Origin of the sequence: Luteibacter anthropi (assembly GCF_011759365.1) — a bacterium.
In the GTDB taxonomy this organism is placed as follows: domain Bacteria; phylum Pseudomonadota; class Gammaproteobacteria; order Xanthomonadales; family Rhodanobacteraceae; genus Luteibacter; species Luteibacter anthropi.
Genome location: NZ_JAARLZ010000001.1, coordinates 533,766 through 552,028 on the forward strand (window position 1 = coordinate 533,766; position 18,263 = coordinate 552,028).

General features: G+C 65.5%; 19 protein-coding genes. 14 read left to right on the forward strand and 5 right to left on the reverse strand.

Annotated features, from left to right (window positions below; translation table 11 throughout):
- Positions 1-24: 24 nt before the first annotated feature.
- The 5 genes from atpG (at position 25) to glmU (ending at position 5,535) form a co-directional block, all read left to right on the forward strand.
- Positions 25-933, forward strand: coding sequence for a F0F1 ATP synthase subunit gamma (atpG, locus tag HBF25_RS02260; protein WP_166946147.1), 909 nt, complete (start codon positions 25-27; stop codon positions 931-933).
- Between the two features lie 76 nt (positions 934-1,009).
- On the forward strand, positions 1,010-2,422 hold the full coding sequence (atpD, locus tag HBF25_RS02265; RefSeq protein WP_166946148.1) for a F0F1 ATP synthase subunit beta: 1,413 nt from the start codon (positions 1,010-1,012) through the stop codon (positions 2,420-2,422).
- Between the two features lie 42 nt (positions 2,423-2,464).
- Positions 2,465-2,890, forward strand: a complete 426-nt coding sequence (locus HBF25_RS02270) for a F0F1 ATP synthase subunit epsilon (RefSeq protein ID WP_166946150.1) — start codon at positions 2,465-2,467, stop codon at positions 2,888-2,890.
- A 110-nt stretch (positions 2,891-3,000) separates the two neighbouring features.
- A complete protein-coding gene (locus tag HBF25_RS02275; RefSeq protein ID WP_166946152.1) occupies positions 3,001-4,077 on the forward strand; it encodes a DUF748 domain-containing protein in 1,077 nt (358 codons plus the stop codon).
- A gap of 78 nt (positions 4,078-4,155) precedes the next feature.
- Positions 4,156-5,535: a bifunctional UDP-N-acetylglucosamine diphosphorylase/glucosamine-1-phosphate N-acetyltransferase GlmU gene (glmU, locus tag HBF25_RS02280; protein WP_166946154.1), complete on the forward strand. Its 1,380-nt coding sequence runs from the start codon at positions 4,156-4,158 to the stop codon at positions 5,533-5,535.
- Positions 5,536-5,714: 179 nt separating this feature from the next.
- Here glmU and HBF25_RS02285 read toward each other — a convergent pair whose 3' ends face one another.
- Complete coding sequence (locus HBF25_RS02285; RefSeq protein ID WP_166946156.1) at positions 5,715-6,692, reverse strand: chorismate transformation FkbO/Hyg5 family protein; 978 nt, start codon at positions 6,690-6,692, stop codon at positions 5,715-5,717.
- Positions 6,693-6,876: 184 nt separating this feature from the next.
- Between HBF25_RS02285 and HBF25_RS02290 the strand changes: the two genes are divergently transcribed.
- From HBF25_RS02290 to HBF25_RS02315, 6 genes are all read left to right on the forward strand, one after another.
- Complete coding sequence (locus HBF25_RS02290; protein WP_166946158.1) at positions 6,877-7,149, forward strand: phosphopantetheine-binding protein; 273 nt, start codon at positions 6,877-6,879, stop codon at positions 7,147-7,149.
- 83 nt (positions 7,150-7,232) lie between these two features.
- On the forward strand, positions 7,233-7,547 hold the full coding sequence (locus tag HBF25_RS02295) for an ApeI family dehydratase (RefSeq protein ID WP_166946160.1): 315 nt from the start codon (positions 7,233-7,235) through the stop codon (positions 7,545-7,547).
- Complete coding sequence (locus HBF25_RS02300; RefSeq protein ID WP_166946161.1) at positions 7,544-8,491, forward strand: lysophospholipid acyltransferase family protein; 948 nt, start codon at positions 7,544-7,546, stop codon at positions 8,489-8,491. The genes HBF25_RS02295 and HBF25_RS02300 overlap by 4 nt, the downstream gene beginning before the upstream one ends.
- Complete coding sequence (locus HBF25_RS02305; protein WP_166946163.1) at positions 8,415-9,059, forward strand: LolA-related protein; 645 nt, start codon at positions 8,415-8,417, stop codon at positions 9,057-9,059. The genes HBF25_RS02300 and HBF25_RS02305 overlap by 77 nt, the downstream gene beginning before the upstream one ends.
- A complete protein-coding gene (locus HBF25_RS02310) occupies positions 9,056-11,371 on the forward strand; it encodes an MMPL family transporter (protein ID WP_341778020.1) in 2,316 nt (771 codons plus the stop codon). Before HBF25_RS02305 ends, HBF25_RS02310 begins: the two co-directional genes overlap by 4 nt.
- Positions 11,355-11,789, forward strand: coding sequence for a hotdog family protein (locus HBF25_RS02315; RefSeq protein WP_166946165.1), 435 nt, complete (start codon positions 11,355-11,357; stop codon positions 11,787-11,789). Before HBF25_RS02310 ends, HBF25_RS02315 begins: the two co-directional genes overlap by 17 nt.
- Before the next feature lie 200 nt (positions 11,790-11,989).
- Here the strand turns inward: HBF25_RS02315 and HBF25_RS02320 are convergent, their stop codons facing one another.
- From HBF25_RS02320 to HBF25_RS02330, 3 genes are read right to left on the reverse strand one after another with little or no spacing between them, the layout of a single operon-like run.
- Complete coding sequence (locus tag HBF25_RS02320; protein ID WP_166946167.1) at positions 11,990-12,751, reverse strand: glycosyltransferase family 2 protein; 762 nt, start codon at positions 12,749-12,751, stop codon at positions 11,990-11,992.
- The gene (locus HBF25_RS02325; protein WP_341778021.1) at positions 12,748-13,530 is read right to left on the reverse strand and encodes a beta-ketoacyl synthase chain length factor; all 783 of its coding nucleotides are present in this window, start codon (positions 13,528-13,530) and stop codon (positions 12,748-12,750) included. The genes HBF25_RS02320 and HBF25_RS02325 overlap by 4 nt, the downstream gene beginning before the upstream one ends.
- A 14-nt stretch (positions 13,531-13,544) precedes the next feature.
- A complete protein-coding gene (locus HBF25_RS02330; protein ID WP_166946441.1) occupies positions 13,545-14,735 on the reverse strand; it encodes a beta-ketoacyl-[acyl-carrier-protein] synthase family protein in 1,191 nt (396 codons plus the stop codon).
- Positions 14,736-14,858: 123 nt separating this feature from the next.
- On the opposite strand from HBF25_RS02330, the gene HBF25_RS02335 reads away from it, so the two are divergent.
- Complete coding sequence (locus HBF25_RS02335) at positions 14,859-15,566, forward strand: YdcF family protein (RefSeq protein WP_166946169.1); 708 nt, start codon at positions 14,859-14,861, stop codon at positions 15,564-15,566.
- A gap of 87 nt (positions 15,567-15,653) precedes the next feature.
- Positions 15,654-16,556, forward strand: a complete 903-nt coding sequence (gene hemF, locus HBF25_RS02340) for an oxygen-dependent coproporphyrinogen oxidase (protein WP_166946171.1) — start codon at positions 15,654-15,656, stop codon at positions 16,554-16,556.
- A 121-nt stretch (positions 16,557-16,677) separates the two neighbouring features.
- On the opposite strand, the gene HBF25_RS02345 is transcribed toward hemF, so the two are convergent.
- Positions 16,678-17,334, reverse strand: coding sequence for a polymer-forming cytoskeletal protein (locus tag HBF25_RS02345; protein WP_166946173.1), 657 nt, complete (start codon positions 17,332-17,334; stop codon positions 16,678-16,680).
- Positions 17,335-17,479: 145 nt separating this feature from the next.
- Here HBF25_RS02345 and gpmA point away from each other — a divergent pair, with 145 nt between their 5' ends.
- A complete protein-coding gene (gpmA, locus tag HBF25_RS02350; protein ID WP_166946175.1) occupies positions 17,480-18,220 on the forward strand; it encodes a 2,3-diphosphoglycerate-dependent phosphoglycerate mutase in 741 nt (246 codons plus the stop codon).
- Positions 18,221-18,263: the final 43 nt, after the last annotated feature.

The following is an 18,263-nucleotide window of genomic DNA, read 5'->3' on the forward strand; positions in this document are numbered from 1 at the left end:
TCACCCTTTACAGACGAGTAAGCCATGGCAAGCGGCCGCGAAATCAAAACCAAGATCAAGAGCACGCAGAACATGCGCAAGGTGACGCGTGCGCTCGAAATGGTCTCGGCGTCGAAGATCCGCAAGGCGCAAGACCTCATGAAGGCCTCGCGTCCCTATGCGCGCCTCATGCGCAAGGTCATCGCGCACGTTGCCCAGGCCAGCACGGACTTCGTGCATCCGTTCCTCACCGAGCGCGAGAATGTCGCGCGCGTCGGCTTCATCGTGGTGTCGACGGACCGCGGCCTCGCCGGCGGCCTCAACTCCAACCTGTTCCGCCGCACGCTGGCCTCGATCCGCGAGTGGCAGGGCAAGGGCGCCGAGATCGACGTGGTGGCCATCGGCCAGAAGGCCGTGCAGTTCTTCCGTCGCATCAAGGGCGTGAACCTCATCGGTTCGGCCACGCACCTGGGCGAGAAGCCGAAGCTCGAAGACCTGATCGGCGTGATCAAGGTCGTGCTCGATGCCTATGCCGACAACAAGCTCGATCGCGTGTTCCTGGTCTACAACGACTTCGTGAACACCATCGTGCAGAAGCCGGTCATCGAGGCCCTGCTCCCGGTGTCGCTGGTGGCCAGCGAGCTGGAAGGCGCCGAAGGCAAGGCCAGCGAAGGCGTGAAGCTGGAGCAGACCCACGACTGGGACTACATCTACGAACCCGATGCGCGCACGGTGCTCGAGCACCTGATGACGCGGTACATCGAGTCCGTGGTGTACCAGGCCGCACTGGAAAACCTCGCCAGCGAACACGCCGCGCGCATGGTGGCCATGAAGGCCGCGTCGGACAACGCCAGCAAGGTCATCGGCGAACTGACGCTCGTCTACAACAAGGCACGTCAGGCCGCGATCACCCAGGAAATCTCGGAAATCGTCGGCGGCGCCGCCGCGGTCTGACCGAAAACTACACGCGATGGCGACGCATCACGCGGCGCCTCACCAGAACCTTACGAAGATTCATCCGGAGCATTCCATGAGCCAGGGCAAAGTTGTTCAGATCATCGGCGCGGTCGTCGACGTCGAATTCCCGCGCGATCAGGTACCGCAGGTTTACGACGCACTGAAGATCGACGGCACCGAGATCACCCTCGAAGTGCAGCAGCAGCTCGGTGACGGCATCGTGCGCGCCATCGCGCTCGGCTCCACCGACGGCCTGCGCCGCAACCTCGTCGCCCGCAACACCGGCGAAGGCATCAAGGTGCCGGTCGGCGGCGCCACGCTCGGCCGCATCATGGACGTGCTCGGCAACCCGATCGACGAAGCCGGCCCCATCGGCGAGAAGGAACAGTGGGTCATCCACCGCGAAGCCCCGTCCTACGACGAGCAGGCCACCGCGAACGAACTGCTGGAAACCGGCATCAAGGTCATCGACCTGATGTGCCCGTTCGCCAAGGGCGGCAAGGTCGGCCTGTTCGGCGGCGCCGGCGTGGGCAAGACCGTGAACATGATGGAGCTCATCAACAACATCGCCAAGGCGCACTCGGGTCTGTCCGTGTTCGCCGGCGTGGGTGAGCGTACGCGTGAAGGCAACGACTTCTATCACGAGATGAAGGACTCCAACGTCCTCGACAAGGTCGCGATGGTCTACGGCCAGATGAACGAGCCGCCGGGCAACCGCCTGCGCGTCGCGCTCACCGGCCTCACCATGGCCGAGTACTTCCGCGACGAGAAGGACGCCTCGGGCAAGGGTAAGGACGTCCTGCTCTTCGTCGACAACATCTACCGCTACACGCTGGCCGGTACCGAAGTGTCCGCGCTGCTCGGCCGTATGCCGTCGGCCGTGGGTTACCAGCCGACGCTGGCCGAGGAAATGGGCGTCCTGCAGGAGCGCATCACCTCGACCAAGACCGGTTCGATCACCTCGATCCAGGCCGTGTACGTGCCCGCGGATGACCTTACCGATCCGTCGCCGGCCACCACCTTCGCGCATCTCGACGCGACCGTGACCCTGAGCCGTGACATCGCCTCGCTGGGTATCTACCCGGCCGTGGATCCGCTGGCTTCCAGCAGCCGTCAGCTCGATGCCTCGGTGATCGGCCAGGAACACTACGACATCGCTCGTCGCGTCCAGGGCACCCTGCAGCGCTACAAGGAGCTGAAGGACATCATCGCCATCCTGGGCATGGACGAGCTGTCGCCGGAAGACAAGGCTTCGGTGTCGCGCGCCCGCAAGATCGAGCGCTTCTTCTCGCAGCCGTTCCACGTGGCCGAAGTGTTCACCGGCTCGCCGGGCAAGTACGTGCCGCTGAAGGAAACCATCCGCGGCTTCAAGATGATTCTCGACGGCGACCTCGACTACCTGCCGGAGCAGGCCTTCTACATGGTCGGCAGCATCGACGAAGCCATCAAGAAGGGCGAGGACATGGGTGCGAAGAAGGCCGCGTAAGCGCCTTCTTCCCTCCTATCCTCCACTGACGGAATCCAGCCCATGACCCATACCATCCGCGTCGACATCGTCAGCGCCGAAGCCGAGATCTTCTCCGGCGAAGCCACGCTCGTGGTCGCCACCGGTGAGCTTGGCGAGCTGGGTATCGCGCCGCGTCACGCGCCGCTGATCACCCGCCTGAAGCCGGGCCACGTGGACGTGGTCGGCAGCAACGGCGAGCGCCAGCAGTTCTACGTCTCCGGCGGCATCCTCGAGGTGCAGCCGCAGGTTGTCACGATCCTCGCCGACACGGCCGCCCGCGCGGCCGACCTCGACGAGGCGGCCGCCCTGAAGGCGAAGGAAGAAGCCGAGGCCGCCCTGGCCAACCGCGGCGAGCAGCTCGACGTCGCCGAGGCCCAGGCCAAGCTGGCCGAAGCCCTCGCGCAGCTCCAGGCCCTGGAGCGCATGCGAAAGACGCTCAAGCACTGACGCTTCGAAAAAACCCCGCCCCGGCGGGGTTTTTTTTGGGGGGCCCATTGTAGGAGCAGACTGACGGCTCTTCATCTTCCGATGACCCCGGGCCTTCCACACTGCCGGCCATGCACGTCCGCTACCGCCACAGTCTCTGGACCCTCCTTGCCGTTGCCCTCATCCTGCTGGCGGCGCGGATTGCATTGCCTTACGTCGTGCTCCAGCAGCTCAACGGCCGGCTCGCGCACATGGGCTCGTACTCCGGCCATATCGACGATATCGATATCCACCTATGGCGCGGCGCGTACACGATCAACACCATGAAGATCGTCAAGGTGGATGGCAAGGTGCCGGTGCCCCTGTTCGAGGGACCGCGTACCGAAATCGCCCTCAGCTGGCGGGCGCTGGTCAAAGGACACTTGCGCGGCAAGGTCGAGTTCTTCGATCCGGTGGTGAACTTCGTCGACGGACGCGGCGAGGGCGATACCCAGACAGGTAAGGGCGTGGACTGGCGCGAGCAGTTGCGTGCCATCGTGCCCACGCGCATCGATGAGCTGAATGTCTACAACGGCACGGTCACCTTCAATAACTTCGTCTCCAGCCCCAAGGTGGACCTGAAGATGGCCTCGGTGGAGGCACAGGTCAGCAACCTGACCAATGTGCAGCGCGAGGGCGGCTCACGCGTGGCCCACCTGCATGCGACGGCCAAAGTCCTGGGCGATGCACCGCTGGAGGCCTCGGCAGAGTTTGATCCGCTGGAGAAGTCGGGCGATTTCCACTACCAGCTCACGGTGAAGAACATCAAACTGGTGAAGGCGAACGAACTGGCGCGCGCCTATACCGGCCTGGATTTCGCAGGTGGCGAAGGCGATTTCGTGATGGAGCTGCAGGCCAGGGATCGTCATATCGAAGGTTATGCGAAGCCGCTGTTTCGCGGGCTGAAGATATTCAGCTGGAAACAAGACGTGGAGCAGGAAAAGAAGAACCCCTTGAAGCTTGCCTACGAGGCCGTGGCCGAAGGCGTGACCAAGGTCTTCAAGAACCACGAGAACGATCAGTTCGCCACCCGGGTTCCCATCTCCGGCACCATCGACGATCGCAGCGTCTCCACGGTGCAGGCGATCCTCGGCATCCTGCGCAATGCCTTCGTCCAGGCCTATAAGCCCAACCTTGAGCATCTGACGGAACGGCCCAGGGATAAATGACAGGCCACCCGGCCGACTTGGCACGGGGCAGCAAAAGCGCGACAGTTCGCGTCACGTTTTCCATGGCATGCATCATCCATGACAGCAGAACCGCTCCACGTCCTCATCCTCGCCGCTGGCGAGGGCAAGCGCATGAAATCCGCCTTCGCCAAGGTGCTGATGCCCTTGGCTGGCCGGCCCTTGCTGGCTCATGTCATCGACGCGGCTCGTAGCCTCGATCCTGCAGGTATCCATGTGGTATATGGCCATAATGGTCAGCAGGTACGCGATGCCTTTGCCGCCGATGGTTCACTGGGCTGGATCGAACAGACCGAGCGGCTGGGCACGGGCCACGCCGTACGCGTTGCGCTCGAAAACCTCCAGGCGCAAGGCCTGCTCCAGGGCAGGGTGCTGGTGCTCTATGGCGACGTGCCGCTGATCCGCCCGGAAACACTGTCGCAGCTGGCGACAGCCGACGATTCGCTGGCAATGCTCGCCACCCGCGTGGACGATCCGCGAGGTTATGGCCGTGTCGTTCTGGATGCCGCCGGCAAGATCCGCCATATCGTGGAGGAAAAGGACGCCAGTGCCGCCGAGCGGGCGATCGACCTCATCAACACGGGCATCATTGCCGGTGACGCCGCGGCACTGCTGGCATGGACGCAGCGTCTTACCAATACCAATGCGCAGCGCGAGTATTACCTGACGGATGTCTTCGCCATGGCGGCTGCGGAAGCTGCCCCGGCCGCGTGCATCGATTGCGATGCCACGGAGGCGACCGGCGCCAACGATCCCTGGCAGCTGGCCGAGCTGGAAGCCCTGTATCGTCGTCGCATGGCCCGCGAACTGGCGCTTGCCGGCGTACGCATGGCAGACCCTTCGCGCCTCGATGTGCGCGGCAAGGTATCGGCGGGACGCGACGTGGAGCTGGATATCGACGTGATCCTCGAGGGCGAGGTCACCCTGGGCGACAACGTGCGCATCGGTGCCTTCACCCGGGTGCGCAATGCATCGCTGGCTGCGGGCACTGTGGTGTTGTCCCATTGCGACATCGATGGCGTGGTCACGCATGGTCCCTGCACGATCGGCCCCTTTGCGCGCCTGCGTCCCGGCACTGACCTGGCGGCCGGCGTGCACATCGGCAACTTCGTCGAGACGAAGAACGCACGGATCGCCGAAGGCTCCAAGGCCAATCACCTTTCCTACCTGGGCGACACGGTGATCGGCAGCAGAACGAACATCGGTGCGGGTACGATCACCTGCAACTACGATGGCGTGAACAAGAGCCGCACCACGATCGGCGACAACGTGTTCGTGGGTTCCAACAGTTCGCTCGTGGCGCCCGTCACGTTGCACGATGGCGCCACCATCGGTGCGGGTTCGGTGATTACCCGGGATGCGCCGAAAGACACGCTGACCCTGACCCGCGCGCAGCAGACCAGCATCGAAAGCTGGAAGCGCCCCACAAAAAAACAGTGACCTTGTAGGAGCGCGCCTTGCGCGCGACCGGTTCAGGGCGATCCACCCAAAGCTCCGTACCGGTCGCGCGCAAGGCGCGCTCCTACAGGTGAGCGGTAGCGCACAGGTGAGCGGTAGCGCGCAGATAAGCGGCAGCGCATAGGTCAGCGATGCCGCCCATGTCAGCGGCATCGCACGGATCAGCGATAGCGCCAGCCGTCGATTTCCACCAGCAGCTCCTCGCGGCAGATATCGCCATGCAATACCAGCATCGGCGCGTCGGGCCAGCGCTGTGCCGCGAAGGCCCGCACGATGTCCGCATGCCCGGGATGGCGCACATAGGCCTTCAATGGAGCATTCCCATCAAAACCGGCAGGCAGGTTTGCTGCGGCCAGCAACGCATCCAGGTTGCGTGCCGTCTCTTCCAGCTGTGCACCGATATCGCCCGCATGCGCAGATGCATGGCCGACGACCGCGGCCGTTCCTGAAATCGCCAGCACATCGTCATCGGGCAGCAGGGTGGCGCGCGCAAAACTCGGCGGCGTAACGCCGTACTGCCTGGGGTAGCGCCACGCACTCACCTGGCGGGGATTCTCGACACGCGTACCGGCTGCATCGGTGGCAAGCAGGTAGACCTGGAGCAGGCCCGGGTCGCCGTGATGGCCGATGGCGGTCGCCGCGGGAAAACCCTGCGAGAACACAGTTCCCATACCACGGATGCGCCCGGTGCAGAAGCGCTTGTAGCGCTCTTCATCGGACGTGCCCTGGTTGATGTCGCCGAGGTAATTCCAGATACGCTGCACATGTCCGGTATCACTGTTTTCCACGAAGCGGGAAAGTTGCCCGTAAGCATGGGCAGCGGTTTCTTCAGGGCCGCCGTGATCAGCCTCGTGGACCTCGATGGCCGCAAAGAGCCATCCGCCGCCGCATGACCAGCGCACGTCGTCCTGGATGCCGTGGCTGACCTCTCCTTCGACCTCCCATACCTCAGCGGGAGCGTCGCCCAGGGGCGGCAGCGGAACGTGAAGTATCCGCGCATCCCCCGGGGAGGGCGTCGTATCGAAGCGGAGCCGGACCAGGGTCCGCGACGAGGGCCCGGCCGTGCCGGTTAGGTAGCCCACCCGGGGCGCGGGGCGGGTGGACGGCGCGTGATCGCGCATTTCGCGGCCTTGGGGCATCACGGGATCCATGGCGGAACGTGACGGCATCATAGCGTCCGCCCGTGGGCTCACGTCGTGAAGACGTTCGGGTGGCTTTCATGTGCCTGAACCCTGTCGATCAGGCGCCGCGAGGCCGTATGTTACACTCCGCGGCCGCTGCCATCCGGGGGGAGGCAGGACATCCGGGAGCCTGGAACTACAGATGGCAACGCAAAACGCAGCACAGCAAGAACTCGCAGAACTGATCATCTCCAGCCTGAATCTCGACTCGGTAAAGCCGGCCGACATCGATCCCGATGCGCCGCTGTTCGGGGGCGAGCTGGGCCTGGATTCGATCGACGCGCTGGAAATCGCCCTGGCCGTCTCCAAGCGCTATGGCTTCCAGCTGAAGTCAGACAACCCCGAGAATCGCACCATCTTCACGAGCTTGCGCTCGCTGTCCGATCACATCGAGCAGCACCGCGCTGCGGCCTGAGTGCCGTTCACGCTGTAGTTCGTCCAGGCATGCTTCGCTGGGAGGCGACATCGCCCAGAACGCCCCTGCCGGAAGCCTCGCCGATGACTGACACCGCCGACATCGCGTCCTTCGTCCGCCCGCTGTGCTTCGACGCCGACCACCCCAGCTTTGCCGGGCATTTCCCGGGCAGACCGATCGTGGCCGGGGTGCTGATGCTGGAGCAGGCGGCCGATGCGCTGCGCGAATGGCGTGGCATGGCAACGCGCCAGGTCATCGACGCGAAATTCCTCGCGCCGCTCCTGCCGGAGCAGCGCGCCTTGCTTGAGCTGGTGGCGCTCGAAGCAAATCGCTTCCGCTTCACCATCCGCCGCGGCGACGACGTACTGGTACGCGGCACGCTGGAGGGCGTCGTATGAGCCACTGGCAGCAGCGGGAAGGCGGCGGTCGCTTTGCGTTCTGGCTGATCCGCACCATCGCCTTGCACCTGGGGCGCCGGGTCACGCGTGTCCTGCTCTATCCGATCACCCTGTATTTCTTCGTGCGTCGCGCCGACGAAAGGCAGGCTTCGCGTCTGTACCTGGAGCGTGCACTGGGTCGCCCGGTCACGACGCGTGATGTCTTTCATCATGTCCATTTCTTCGCGGCCACCTTGCTCGACCGCCTGTTCTTCCTTGCACGCGGAGATCGCGATTTCCGCGTGGAAGTGGAGGGACTGGCCGAACTCAACGAACGCATCCGTAGCGGCAGCGGCGTGCTGCTGATCGGCTCGCACCAGGGCAGCTTCGAAGCCCTGCGCGCACTGGGCGCACACAGCCCCGACGCGCCGTTGCGGGTGGTACTCGACAAGCAGAAGACCCCTGCCATGACCGCCATGCTGGAAGCGCTGGCGCCGGAAGTGGGCGCTGCCGTGATCGACGCCTCGCTGGGGGGTGCCTCCGTGGCCCTGGCGATGGCCGAGGGCGTGGCGCAGGGACATATGGTGGCCCTGCTGGCCGACCGGGGACATCGGGGCGAAGCCTCGCGCACGGTGTCGTTCCTGGGCACGCCGGCCGACTTTCCCGTGGGCCCGTGGCTGCTGGCGTCCGCCCTGAAAGTGCCTGTCATGCTGTGCATGGGCCTTTACCTGGGCGGCGACCGCTACCGGCTGATCTTCGAGCCCTTCGCGGCTGCCATCGACATCCCGCGTGCTGGCCGCGCGGCAGCCCTGGACGATATCGTCGGGCGCTATGCCGCGCGCATCGAGCATTATTGCCGTGCCTATCCCTACAACTGGTTCAACTTCTATGACTTCTGGCAAGAAATGGGTCCTGCTGACGAGCCTGCTGTTGCCACTGGCATGCCTCGCCGCTCCGACGCCTGAACCGGCGGATGCCAAGGCGCTGGTCGCGTCGCTGAAACGTCCCGCGCCGGCACGTACGCCATTTGCGGAAGCCCGCTTCATGAAAGTGCTCGACAAGCCGCTGGTGGTGTCGGGTGAGCTTGCCTGGCTGGGTGGCGACAAGCTCGAGCGCCGCGTCGACAAGCCGGCGAAAGAAGTCTCCACCATTGCCGATGGCGAGGTGACCCAGGAGCGTGAAGGTCGCAAGCCGCGCACGTTTTCACTGAAGCGTGCGCCGCAGCTGCGGATCCTGCTCGACAGCTTCGTCGCGTTGCTTGGCGGCGATGCGTCGCGCCTGGACGACGCCTTCGACGTGCAGCTGGGACGTGATGCCGATCGCTGGGCACTGACCCTCGCACCGCGCGACCCCAGCCTCGCGAAACAGATCGTTTCCATCCAGGTTTACGGCAGCGGCAACCAGCCGCGCTGCATGCGCATGAACGAGAAGGATGGCGATACCACCATCGACATGCTTGGCGATCTGGCCGGTCACATGGTCGCGGAGCCGGAGCTTGCCGATGTCATTGCCCAGTGTGGCGGCGCGATGTGAAGCAGGCTCGCCTCGGTCTGCTCATCCTGTGGTTGCTGCTGCTGGCCCTGCTGGGCTGGTTCGCATCGCAGCACCTGAAGATCGGCACCGATCTGCGCAGTTTCATGCCGGCGCCCGACACGCCGGACCAGAAGCTGCTGATGGAGCAGGTGGGCGAAGGCCCGGGCTCGCGACTGCTGCTGCTCGCCATCGACGGCGGCAATGATGTGCAGAAAGCGACATGGAGCCGCGGCCTTGCGATTGCGTTGCGCAAGGATCCCGAGTTCACCCAGGTGGTGAATGGCGATTTCGACATGGGTGCGCTGGACGAGAATCTGCTTCCCTATCGTTATCTGCTGTCACCGACGCTGGACACGCAGGCCTTCGATGAAGATTACCTCGCCGATCAGTTGCAGCAGCGCCTTGATGACCTCAGCTCACCGGCCGCAAGCCTTCTGAAGGGATTACTGCCCCGCGATCCCACGCTTGAAGTGCTGAAGATCGCGGAGCGCTGGACGCCGCCCCACTCGCCGGACGTGCGCGAAGGCGTCTGGTTTTCATCGAAGGGCGAGGCACTGTTGCTGGCGCAGACGCGTGGCGCGGGTTTTGATCCTGCAAGGCAGGGCGAGGCCGTGGAGCACATCCGCACGGCGCTCGCCGCGCTGCCCGGTGGCAAGGATGCCCGTCTCACGATCAGCGGCCCGGGTTATTTCACCGTGCTGGTGAACGCGCAGACACGCGAGCAGGCTGATTGGATCGGCCGCATCTCCACCGTGGGTTTCATCGTGCTGATGTTGCTGGCCTATCGTAGCGTACGCAGCCTGCTGCTCGGTGCCTTGCCGGTGGCTACCGGTGCGCTGGCGGGTATTGCCGCGTTGCTGGCCATGTTCCCCGAAGTGCACGGCATCACCCTGGCTTTTGGTTTCACCCTGCTGGGCGTGGCGCAGGAATACCCGATCCGCTTGCTCAGTCATCGCCGTGCCGGCGAATCGGCGGTAGCCAGCGTGCGCGGCCTGTGGCCACTGCTGCTGACCGCCATCGCATCCGCGTGCATCGCCTACCTGGCGTTTTATGCGTCGGGCGTAGGTGGCTTGCGGCAGCTGGCCGTCTTCACCATCAGCGGCCTGCTCGCCGCCGGATTGTCCACGCGCTACCTCCTGCCGCATCTGCTGCCCGTGCAGGTGCGTGACGTGGCGGATACGCCCGGCCTGGCGCGTTTGCGCGTATGGCTGGATGCGTTGCCGCGTCCGCGCTGGTTGCCGGTGCCGGTCACGCTTGCCGTGCTGGCGATGCTTTTCCTTGCGCCCGGTCCGTTCTGGCAGAACGATCTTTCGGCGCTTACGCCCGTGCCGCGCGACCTGCTCATGACCGACGCCCGCCTGCGCGGCGAGCTGGGTGCACCCGACGTGCGCTATCTGCTCGTGGTACAGGCCGCCGATGCCGACGGCGTGCTGGTGGCGTCAAGAAAGCTGGAACCGATCATGGACTCGCTGGTGAAGGCGAAGGCACTCGATGGGTACGAACTGGCATCGGTGTACCTGCCGGATAGGGCGACCCAGCGTGCGCGGCAGGCGAAACTGCCGGACAAGGCCACCCTCGATCACGATCTCGATGCGGCCTTGTCCGGCATGCCATTTCGCAAGGATCTATTCGCTCCCTTCGTCAGCGACGTCGAAGCGGCGCGCAACCTGCCGTCGCTGACGCCGGAAGCGTTCGCCCGTTCGGCATTGGGCCAGCGCCTTGCCGCCATGCTGGTGCACCGCGACGATCACTGGGTGGGGCTATCCACCCTCAGCGGGGTGCGTGACCCGCAGGCCATCGGGCACGCGTTGTATGCCACGGGCGTCGACGTGCGGCTGCTCGACCTGAAGGACGCATCGGAATCACTGGTCGCCGCCTATCGCACGCGCATCCTGTATGCCGTGCTCGCGGCGGGGGCACTGCTCTTCGTCACCATCACCGTCGCCCTGCGCAGCGTGCGACGGGCATGGCACGTACTGGCGCCGATGACCCTCGCCACCTTTCTTGTACTGGGTGTCGAGCGCATGGCGGGTATTCCCATCTCGCTGTTCCATCTCGTTGCGCTGATTCTCGCCGCGGGTCTCGGGTTGCATTACGCGCTGTTCTTCGAGCGGGATACCGGTGACGCGGCAGAGCAGCGTCGTACGCTGCACGCCACCATCGTCTGCGTGCTGTCCGCCCTGCTGGTGTTCGGCATGCTCGCGTGGTCCAGCATTCCCGTGCTGCGCGCCATCGGTCTCACCGTGGCACTCGGCGTTGCCTTCCATTTCTGCCTGTCCATCCTGATGGCCCCGCATGTACGCGAAGACTGATTTCATCGACCTCATCCCGCATGCGGGCGATATGTGCCTGCTCGACGGGGTGGATCGCTTCGATGACGACACCATTCATGCGTGGAGCAGCACCCATGTCTCGCCGACGCATCCATTGCGCGGGCCGGACGGCATGCATGCGGTGCATCTGGCGGAATATGGTGCGCAGGCGACGGCGGTGCACGGTGCATTGAAAGCAGCGCGCGAGGGTGGCAGGCCGCCGCGGCCCGGCATGCTCGTGAGCCTGCGAGGTGTCGTTCTGGCGGTGCAGCGCGTCGACGACTTGCCGGGGCGTCTCGATGTCTACGCGCAGTGCCTGATGGCGGACGACAACGGAGCGCAGTACACCTTCCGCATCGAACACGATGGCCGCGAGATCGCCTCGGGCAGGGTGGCGGTGATTCATCCGCCGGCATGACCGGCGGCCCGGAGGGGCTGCGGAAAAGGGTGACTGATGAGGAGCCTGACCGGCCCCTCCGGGCCGACCGACGTAGTGTGCGCGAGCGACATCTCAAACCCTGAGACCAATCCGCCCTTGTAGGAGCGCGCCTTGCGCGCGACCGGAATGGCCCGCACGTTGGCGATTTCGCGACAACCGGTCGCGCGCAAGGCGCGCTCCTACATGGTGATGGGGTGGTCGTCGATGATGGTGGGCAGGCTGCGCGAGCGGCGGTAGCTGGCCAGGATGTCGCCGTAGTGGAAGACGCGACCGATGGTGTAGGTGGTGATGCGGGTCACGTCGCGCACCGGCTGGAAGTGACTGAGCCGGAATTCGCCCTGGTAGCGCGAAGCGATGGGTACCGAGACGACGCCGATGCCGCGCTCCCGGCAGGCCGTGATGAGCAGGGCGGCCTCGAAGACGAAATTCTCCGCATGCAGGTCGACCAGGTCGAGCGCTGCGCGCGGATAGAAACGCTGGCCGCTCTGTGTATCCACGATCGGCCTTCCGCATGCCCAGGAAATCCCCCAGTCAGCCACGGCGTTCGCACGGCGGCGACCGTTCGGCTGCTGCTGGCGATCGAGCAGGCGCGCGCCGATCACGATGCTGTCCGGATAGCTGCGAGCGGCGTCGAGAATGGCGGGAATATCGGATGCCAGGTGCTGGCCGTCGCCGTCCATCGTTACCACGCCGTCGCAGTCCATGCGCAGTGCTTCGCGAAAGCCCGAACGCAGCGCTTCGCCTTTGCCCCGGCGCTGCGGATGGCGGATCAGGGTTACCGGTAGCGCAGCTACGATATCCGGCGTGCGATCGGTGGAACCGTCATCGACCACGATCACCGGCAGGCCCAGCAAGAGTGCATCGGCCACCACGCGGCCGATTGCCTTTTCCTCGTTGAGGCAGGGAATCAGTACACAGTTGCGGTCGACGTATGCGTTCATGCGGGGTAACCCAGGTCGATGTGCAGATCGAGTCCCTGCGCTGCGGGAAGGCGCAGGGCGGTGGCATGTGTTCGCGCAAGCGCCGCCATCAATGGCACAGACAGGGCGCTGGGGTTGCTTGCGGCAAGCGTGTCCAGCCAGGCATCGCCGCTGGCCTGCGTGCCGATATTGCCCGGCTCGGGCGTGAGATCCATGCGTGCGGCCGCGCCTTGCGCATGCGGCGACAGCACCAGGGCCACGGCGAAGGCGCCGGTGCTGTCGGTCATCTCGCCCAGCGGGCCGCTGCCGGCGATGTCGTAGCAGGCCATGAGCACGGGGCGATCATCGGCCACGGCCTGCGCGGCGCTTTCCAGCAGGCAGGCACCGAAGGCGTGATGTCCACCCGATACCGCGCTGGAGGCCGCATGGCAGTGCGTGGCGATGGTCCAGTAGCCCGCGGGTGCGTTGTGCACGGAGTTATGGAACTTCGTTGGCGACAGCTCTCGCGGCGCATGCGCCAGCGTCTCGCACATGTAGTCGGTGATGGCCTGGTCGCCGTGCGCCGAGGCGAAGACGCAGGGAAGTGTCGCCACATCGAGGCCGCTCATGTATACGGCCTGTCCGGCTACGGCGGCGGCAAGCAGCACGCTTTCCGGTGCGCGGCGGCGCTCGTTCGGCGGCAGGATGTCGGCATTCGGGCGTGTGCTGGCGGAGGGTTCTGCCTTTCCGGCCACGATGTCGCTGAAGCCATGCCAGTCCGACGCTCCCGGCGCCCACAGGCCGATGCCGTGAACCCACACGGTAAGGGCGGCGCTCAGGCCGGTACTCCCTGCCGGGCGAAGGCAAGGCAGGCATTGTTGCCGCCGAAACCGAAGGAGTTGCTGAGTGCGATGCGCAGTTCGGCCTGCTCGGCCTGCCACGCCATCTGCGGGCCACACAGCGGATCAGGCGAGTCGGCACCCAGATTGGCGGGAACCACGCCATCGCGCATGGCGAGCAGGGTGATGGCCGCTTCGAGGATGCCGGCGGCGCCCAGCGTGTGGCCAGTAAAACCCTTCGTGGAGCTGGCGCGTGTGGTGGCCGGGAAGAACCGGGTCAGCAGGGCGGCTTCCACCTCGTCGTTCTTCTGGCTCGCCGTGCCGTGAAGGTTGAGATAGTCGACATCGGCAGGGGTGATGCCTGCGCGTTCAAGCGTGTCGCGCAGGGCGAGTTCGGCGCCGAGCCCTTCCGGATGCGGCGTGGACATGTGGTGCGCATCGCTGGCTTCGCCATAGCCGATGAGCAGGGGCGCGTCTTCGTTCTCGCGTGGACGCTCGATCAGTGCGAAGCCGGCGGCCTCGCCGATGGAGATACCGTCGCGCGCCGCATCGAAGGGGCGGCATGGCGTCGGCGACACCAGCTCCAGCGAATTGAAACCGAACAGCACGCTGTCGCAGAGCGTATCCGTGCCACCGACGACGGCGGCATCGATCAGGCCCAGGCGGATCATGCGCTCGGCGTTGGCGAACACTTTCGCGCTCGACGAACATGCCGTGGCGACGGTGAGGCAGGGGCCTTCCAGGTCGAACACCGCGGCGACGAAACCGGCAAGCGAGTGCGGCGTGTGCAAGGCAGGGCGGTGCAGGTCGGCAGGCATGTGGCCGTGATCCAGGCGCCGGTACCCTTCTTCGGTGGCGCCGATGCTGGCCGTGGACGTGCCCAGCAACACGGCTACACGCGATGCACCGTAGCGGTGGCGCGCATCGCGTACGGCATCGGCGAAGCCGTCCTGCTGCAGCGCGATCCAGGCAAGACGATTGTTACGGCAATCCCATTCGGCGAACGGGCGGGGCAGGGCTTCGTCTTCGATACCGTCGACGCGTCCGATCCAGCAGTCCAGCGGTGCCGAACTGATGTCGTTGGGACGCAGGCCACCGCGCGAGGTGGCCAGGGCTTGCGCGTGGGCATCGAGGCCGCGTCCGAGCGCGGAGGTGGCGGTATAGGCGCGAATGGCCAGGGGTGACATGGGATGAGGCATGGCGGGAGCCTAGCGTTTTTGATCCCTAGCGTCGCGTGAACGCCGCACCGGGATTCAGCCAGCGGCACTGGCGGGTACACTGCGCGTTTTCCCGGACGCCTCGGAAGCGCTATGTCCTCCGGTCTGCTGAAGCCCTTGCGGCGTGGCGTATGGCGCTACCTGAGTGATCGCGACATCCTCGTGGCGGCCTTCGTCACGGCGTTTGCCTGCGTGGGCAGCCTGGGCCTGCTGTATGTGGCGCACCTGGTACGGGTGATCCGGCTGGCGCGGGGTGCGCCGGTGCGGGCAGGGCATCGCGGCGTGTTCCTGGTGTTCGGTCGTCGCCTCGTCGATGACCGGCCCGAGGCCGATTTTGCCGCCCGTCTTTCGCGGGCCCGGGATAACGCACTCGACGGGCGCGCGGACCGTGTCCTGTTGCTGGGTGGCCTGAGTGGGGGCGGCATAAGCGAGGCAGAGGCCGGGCGTCGCTGGCTTCAGGCACGCGACTGGCCCCCTGGCGTGCCGCTGGATCTGGAGCAGATATCCATCGATTCCCTGGAAAACCTGCGTCACGCCCGGGAGCTGCTCAGGGCCGGCGACGAAGCTCCGTTGCCGCCCGTCTGGCTGGTCACCAGCCGCTACCATCTCGCCCGCTGCATGTACCTCGCCGGACGCCTGGGCTTCGACGCCTCTGCGCTGGGGGCGGAAGAAGCCATGCCGTGGACGCGGCGCTATCTGCTGCGCATGGCGATGGAGGCCGGCTACCTCATGTGGATCGATACGGGCATGCGCTGGGCGGCGCTTACCGGCAACCGCCGCATGGCTGCACGCATCGCCTGAGGCGTCACGCCTGCGCGGCTGCGTGCCGCAGCGGGGAATCAGGGCTCTCTTGATAAGCTGCACGCCTGCCAAGAGGATGCGGTGCCCATGTCCGAACAAGCCGATATTGCCGAATCGTTCCTGCGTGAGCTGCAGGACCGCATCTGCGCCGCCATCGAAGCCATCGATGGCAAGGCACGCTTCCAGGAAGACGCATGGACCCGCCCCGCCGGTGGTGGCGGTCGTACGCGCGTGCTGCGCGACGGCGCCATCTTCGAGCAGGCGGGCGTGAACTTCTCGCGGGTCTCCGGTACCCAGCTCCCGCCGAGCGCCACGGCCCACCGGCCGGATCTGGCCGGCGGCGGCTTCATCGCCACGGGCGTTTCGCTGGTACTGCATCCGCGCAATCCGTACATCCCCACCACGCATGCCAACGTGCGCTACTTCGAAGCCTCGAAGGAGGGCGTGGAGCCGGTGTGGTGGTTCGGTGGCGGTTTCGACCTCACGCCGTTCTATCCCTTCGACGAGGATGTACGTCACTGGCATGGCGTGGCGCGCGACCTGTGCCGGCCGTATGGCGAGGATGTCTACGATCGCTACAAGCGCTGGTGCGACGAGTACTTCTTCCTGAAGCATCGCAACGAGACACGCGGCGTGGGCGGATTGTTCTACGACGATCTCAACGAAGGCGGTTTCGAACGTTGCCTGGATTTCACCCGCGACGTGGGGCAGGGCTTCCTGGATGCCTATCTGCCGATCGTGGAGCGTCGTCGGGATACGCCTCATGGCGAGCGCGAGCGGCAGTTCCAGCTTTATCGCCGTGGGCGTTATGTGGAGTTCAACCTGGTCTACGACCGCGGCACGCTGTTCGGCCTGCAATCGGGCGGACGCACGGAGTCGATCCTGATGAGCCTGCCGCCGCAGGTGCGCTTCGAGTATGCGTATGCGCCGGACGCGGGGAGTGACGAGGCGCGGCTTTACGAGTACCTGAAGCCGCGCGACTGGGTGTGAGGGTGGTCGCGCGCAAGGCGCGCTCCTACAGGGGCATGGCGTAGCCGTTCGCGAGGCGTGCTCCCTTGTAGGAGCGCGCCTCGCGCGCGACCATTCGAAGCGATATCGGCAACAAATCCCCTTACGGAGCCGACCCCGAGAACTTCTTCGCCGTCGCGCCGCTCACGTTACCCACCGATGCCGAATCGCTCACGAACAGATCCACCGGACGCTCGAAGGTAAGGTCACCCTTCACCACGGCATGCGGCCCGATCACGACCTTGGGATTGCGGTTCTCGCTGCGCCAGTTGTTGCCCTGCGGCTTCTTGTAGAGGACACCGCCCTCCACCTGCGAATTCGCACCCACGGTGAGGTCGGCATTGACCGTCTCGATGCCCTGGCCCACATGGGCGGCGTCCAGCTCGATCTCGCCATTGACGTTGTACAGGCGGCCCTTCACGTCGGCGCCCTTGTCCAGCGAGACACGGCCATTCACCGACTTCAGGTCGCCGCTCACCTTCGCGTTGCTGTTCAGCGTGATGGCGCCATTGACCGTGTTCACCTGGTCGGCCGAGGCCGAATCGCCCAGCTTCACCGAACCATTCACCGTCTGCGCCTTCTGCACCACCGCGCGGTCGCCGACGCGGACGCTGCCGTTGACGGTGCTGACCTTGTCCACGTGTTCGCCGGAGGATACCTCCACCGAGCCGTTGACCTTGTTGTAGGGGTCGGTGTCCCGCGCCATGGCGCTGCCGGCAACGGAAAGGGCGACGAGGATCGAAAGCAGGGTGCGGCGCATGGTGTGTTACTCCACGAGTAGGCTGGTAGGCCTAGGATGCCCCTTGCGGCCGCAAGGTTTAGCGTGACTTCCGGCAGGGTCCCGAAGTTGACGGCCCCAGGGCCACGGCCCACCATCGCCTTTTTCCCTCGCAGCGTTGGACGCCATGTACAAGCTCGTCATGATCCGCCACGGCCAGTCGGCCTGGAACCTCGAAAACCGCTTCAGCGGCTGGGCCGATGTCGACCTCAGCGAGCTGGGCGTGAAGGAAGCCCAGGAGGCCGGCCGCCTGCTCAAGGAAGCCGGCTTCACCTTCGACCTGGCCCACACCTCCTACCTCAAGCGCGCCGTGCGCACGCTGTGGCACGTGCAGGACGCGATGGACCTGATGTGGATCCCGGTGGTTACCGACTGGCGTCTCAACGAGCGCCACTACGGTGCGCTGACCGGCCTCAACAAGGCCGAGACCGCCGCGAAATACGGCGACGACCAGGTGAAGATCTGGCGCCGCAGCTACGACACCCCGCCGCCGGCGCTGAAGCCGGGCGAGATGTCCTTCGCCGACGACGCCCGCTACGAAGGCATCGCCGACGTACCGCTCACCGAATGCCTGAAGGACACCGTGGCCCGCGTGCTGCCGTACTGGCACGAGGTGCTGGCCCCGGCGATCACCTCGGGCAGGAACGTGCTGATGGCGGCCCATGGCAACTCCATGCGCGCGCTGGTGAAGTACTTCGACAACATCTCGGATGACGACATCGCCGAGCTGAACATCCCCAACGGCATCCCGCTGGTGTATGAATTCGACGCCGATCTGAAGCCGGTGAAGCACTACTACCTGGGCGACCAGGCCGAGATCGCCGCCAAGATGGCCGCCGTGGCCAACCAGGGCAAGGCCTCGGCGTAAGCCGCGCCGCGCCTGGCCGCCTTCGTCCAGGCGGCGGGACGGG

Bases quoted from the DNA above. Each gene is read 5' to 3' on its own strand.
- atpG (WP_166946147.1), top strand. From the start codon at position 25: ATGGCAAGCGGCCGCGAAATCAAAACCAAGATCAAGAGCACGCAGAAC.
- atpD (WP_166946148.1), top strand. From the start codon at position 1,010: ATGAGCCAGGGCAAAGTTGTTCAGATCATCGGCGCGGTCGTCGACGTC.
- HBF25_RS02270 (WP_166946150.1), top strand. From the start codon at position 2,465: ATGACCCATACCATCCGCGTCGACATCGTCAGCGCCGAAGCCGAGATC.
- HBF25_RS02275 (WP_166946152.1), top strand. From the start codon at position 3,001: ATGCACGTCCGCTACCGCCACAGTCTCTGGACCCTCCTTGCCGTTGCC.
- glmU (WP_166946154.1), top strand. From the start codon at position 4,156: ATGACAGCAGAACCGCTCCACGTCCTCATCCTCGCCGCTGGCGAGGGC.
- HBF25_RS02285 (WP_166946156.1), bottom strand. From the start codon at position 6,692: ATGCCCCAAGGCCGCGAAATGCGCGATCACGCGCCGTCCACCCGCCCC.
- HBF25_RS02290 (WP_166946158.1), top strand. From the start codon at position 6,877: ATGGCAACGCAAAACGCAGCACAGCAAGAACTCGCAGAACTGATCATC.
- HBF25_RS02295 (WP_166946160.1), top strand. From the start codon at position 7,233: ATGACTGACACCGCCGACATCGCGTCCTTCGTCCGCCCGCTGTGCTTC.
- HBF25_RS02300 (WP_166946161.1), top strand. From the start codon at position 7,544: ATGAGCCACTGGCAGCAGCGGGAAGGCGGCGGTCGCTTTGCGTTCTGG.
- HBF25_RS02305 (WP_166946163.1), top strand. From the start codon at position 8,415: ATGACTTCTGGCAAGAAATGGGTCCTGCTGACGAGCCTGCTGTTGCCA.
- HBF25_RS02315 (WP_166946165.1), top strand. From the start codon at position 11,355: ATGTACGCGAAGACTGATTTCATCGACCTCATCCCGCATGCGGGCGAT.
- HBF25_RS02320 (WP_166946167.1), bottom strand. From the start codon at position 12,751: ATGAACGCATACGTCGACCGCAACTGTGTACTGATTCCCTGCCTCAAC.
- HBF25_RS02330 (WP_166946441.1), bottom strand. From the start codon at position 14,735: ATGTCACCCCTGGCCATTCGCGCCTATACCGCCACCTCCGCGCTCGGA.
- HBF25_RS02335 (WP_166946169.1), top strand. From the start codon at position 14,859: ATGTCCTCCGGTCTGCTGAAGCCCTTGCGGCGTGGCGTATGGCGCTAC.
- hemF (WP_166946171.1), top strand. From the start codon at position 15,654: ATGTCCGAACAAGCCGATATTGCCGAATCGTTCCTGCGTGAGCTGCAG.
- HBF25_RS02345 (WP_166946173.1), bottom strand. From the start codon at position 17,334: ATGCGCCGCACCCTGCTTTCGATCCTCGTCGCCCTTTCCGTTGCCGGC.
- gpmA (WP_166946175.1), top strand. From the start codon at position 17,480: ATGTACAAGCTCGTCATGATCCGCCACGGCCAGTCGGCCTGGAACCTC.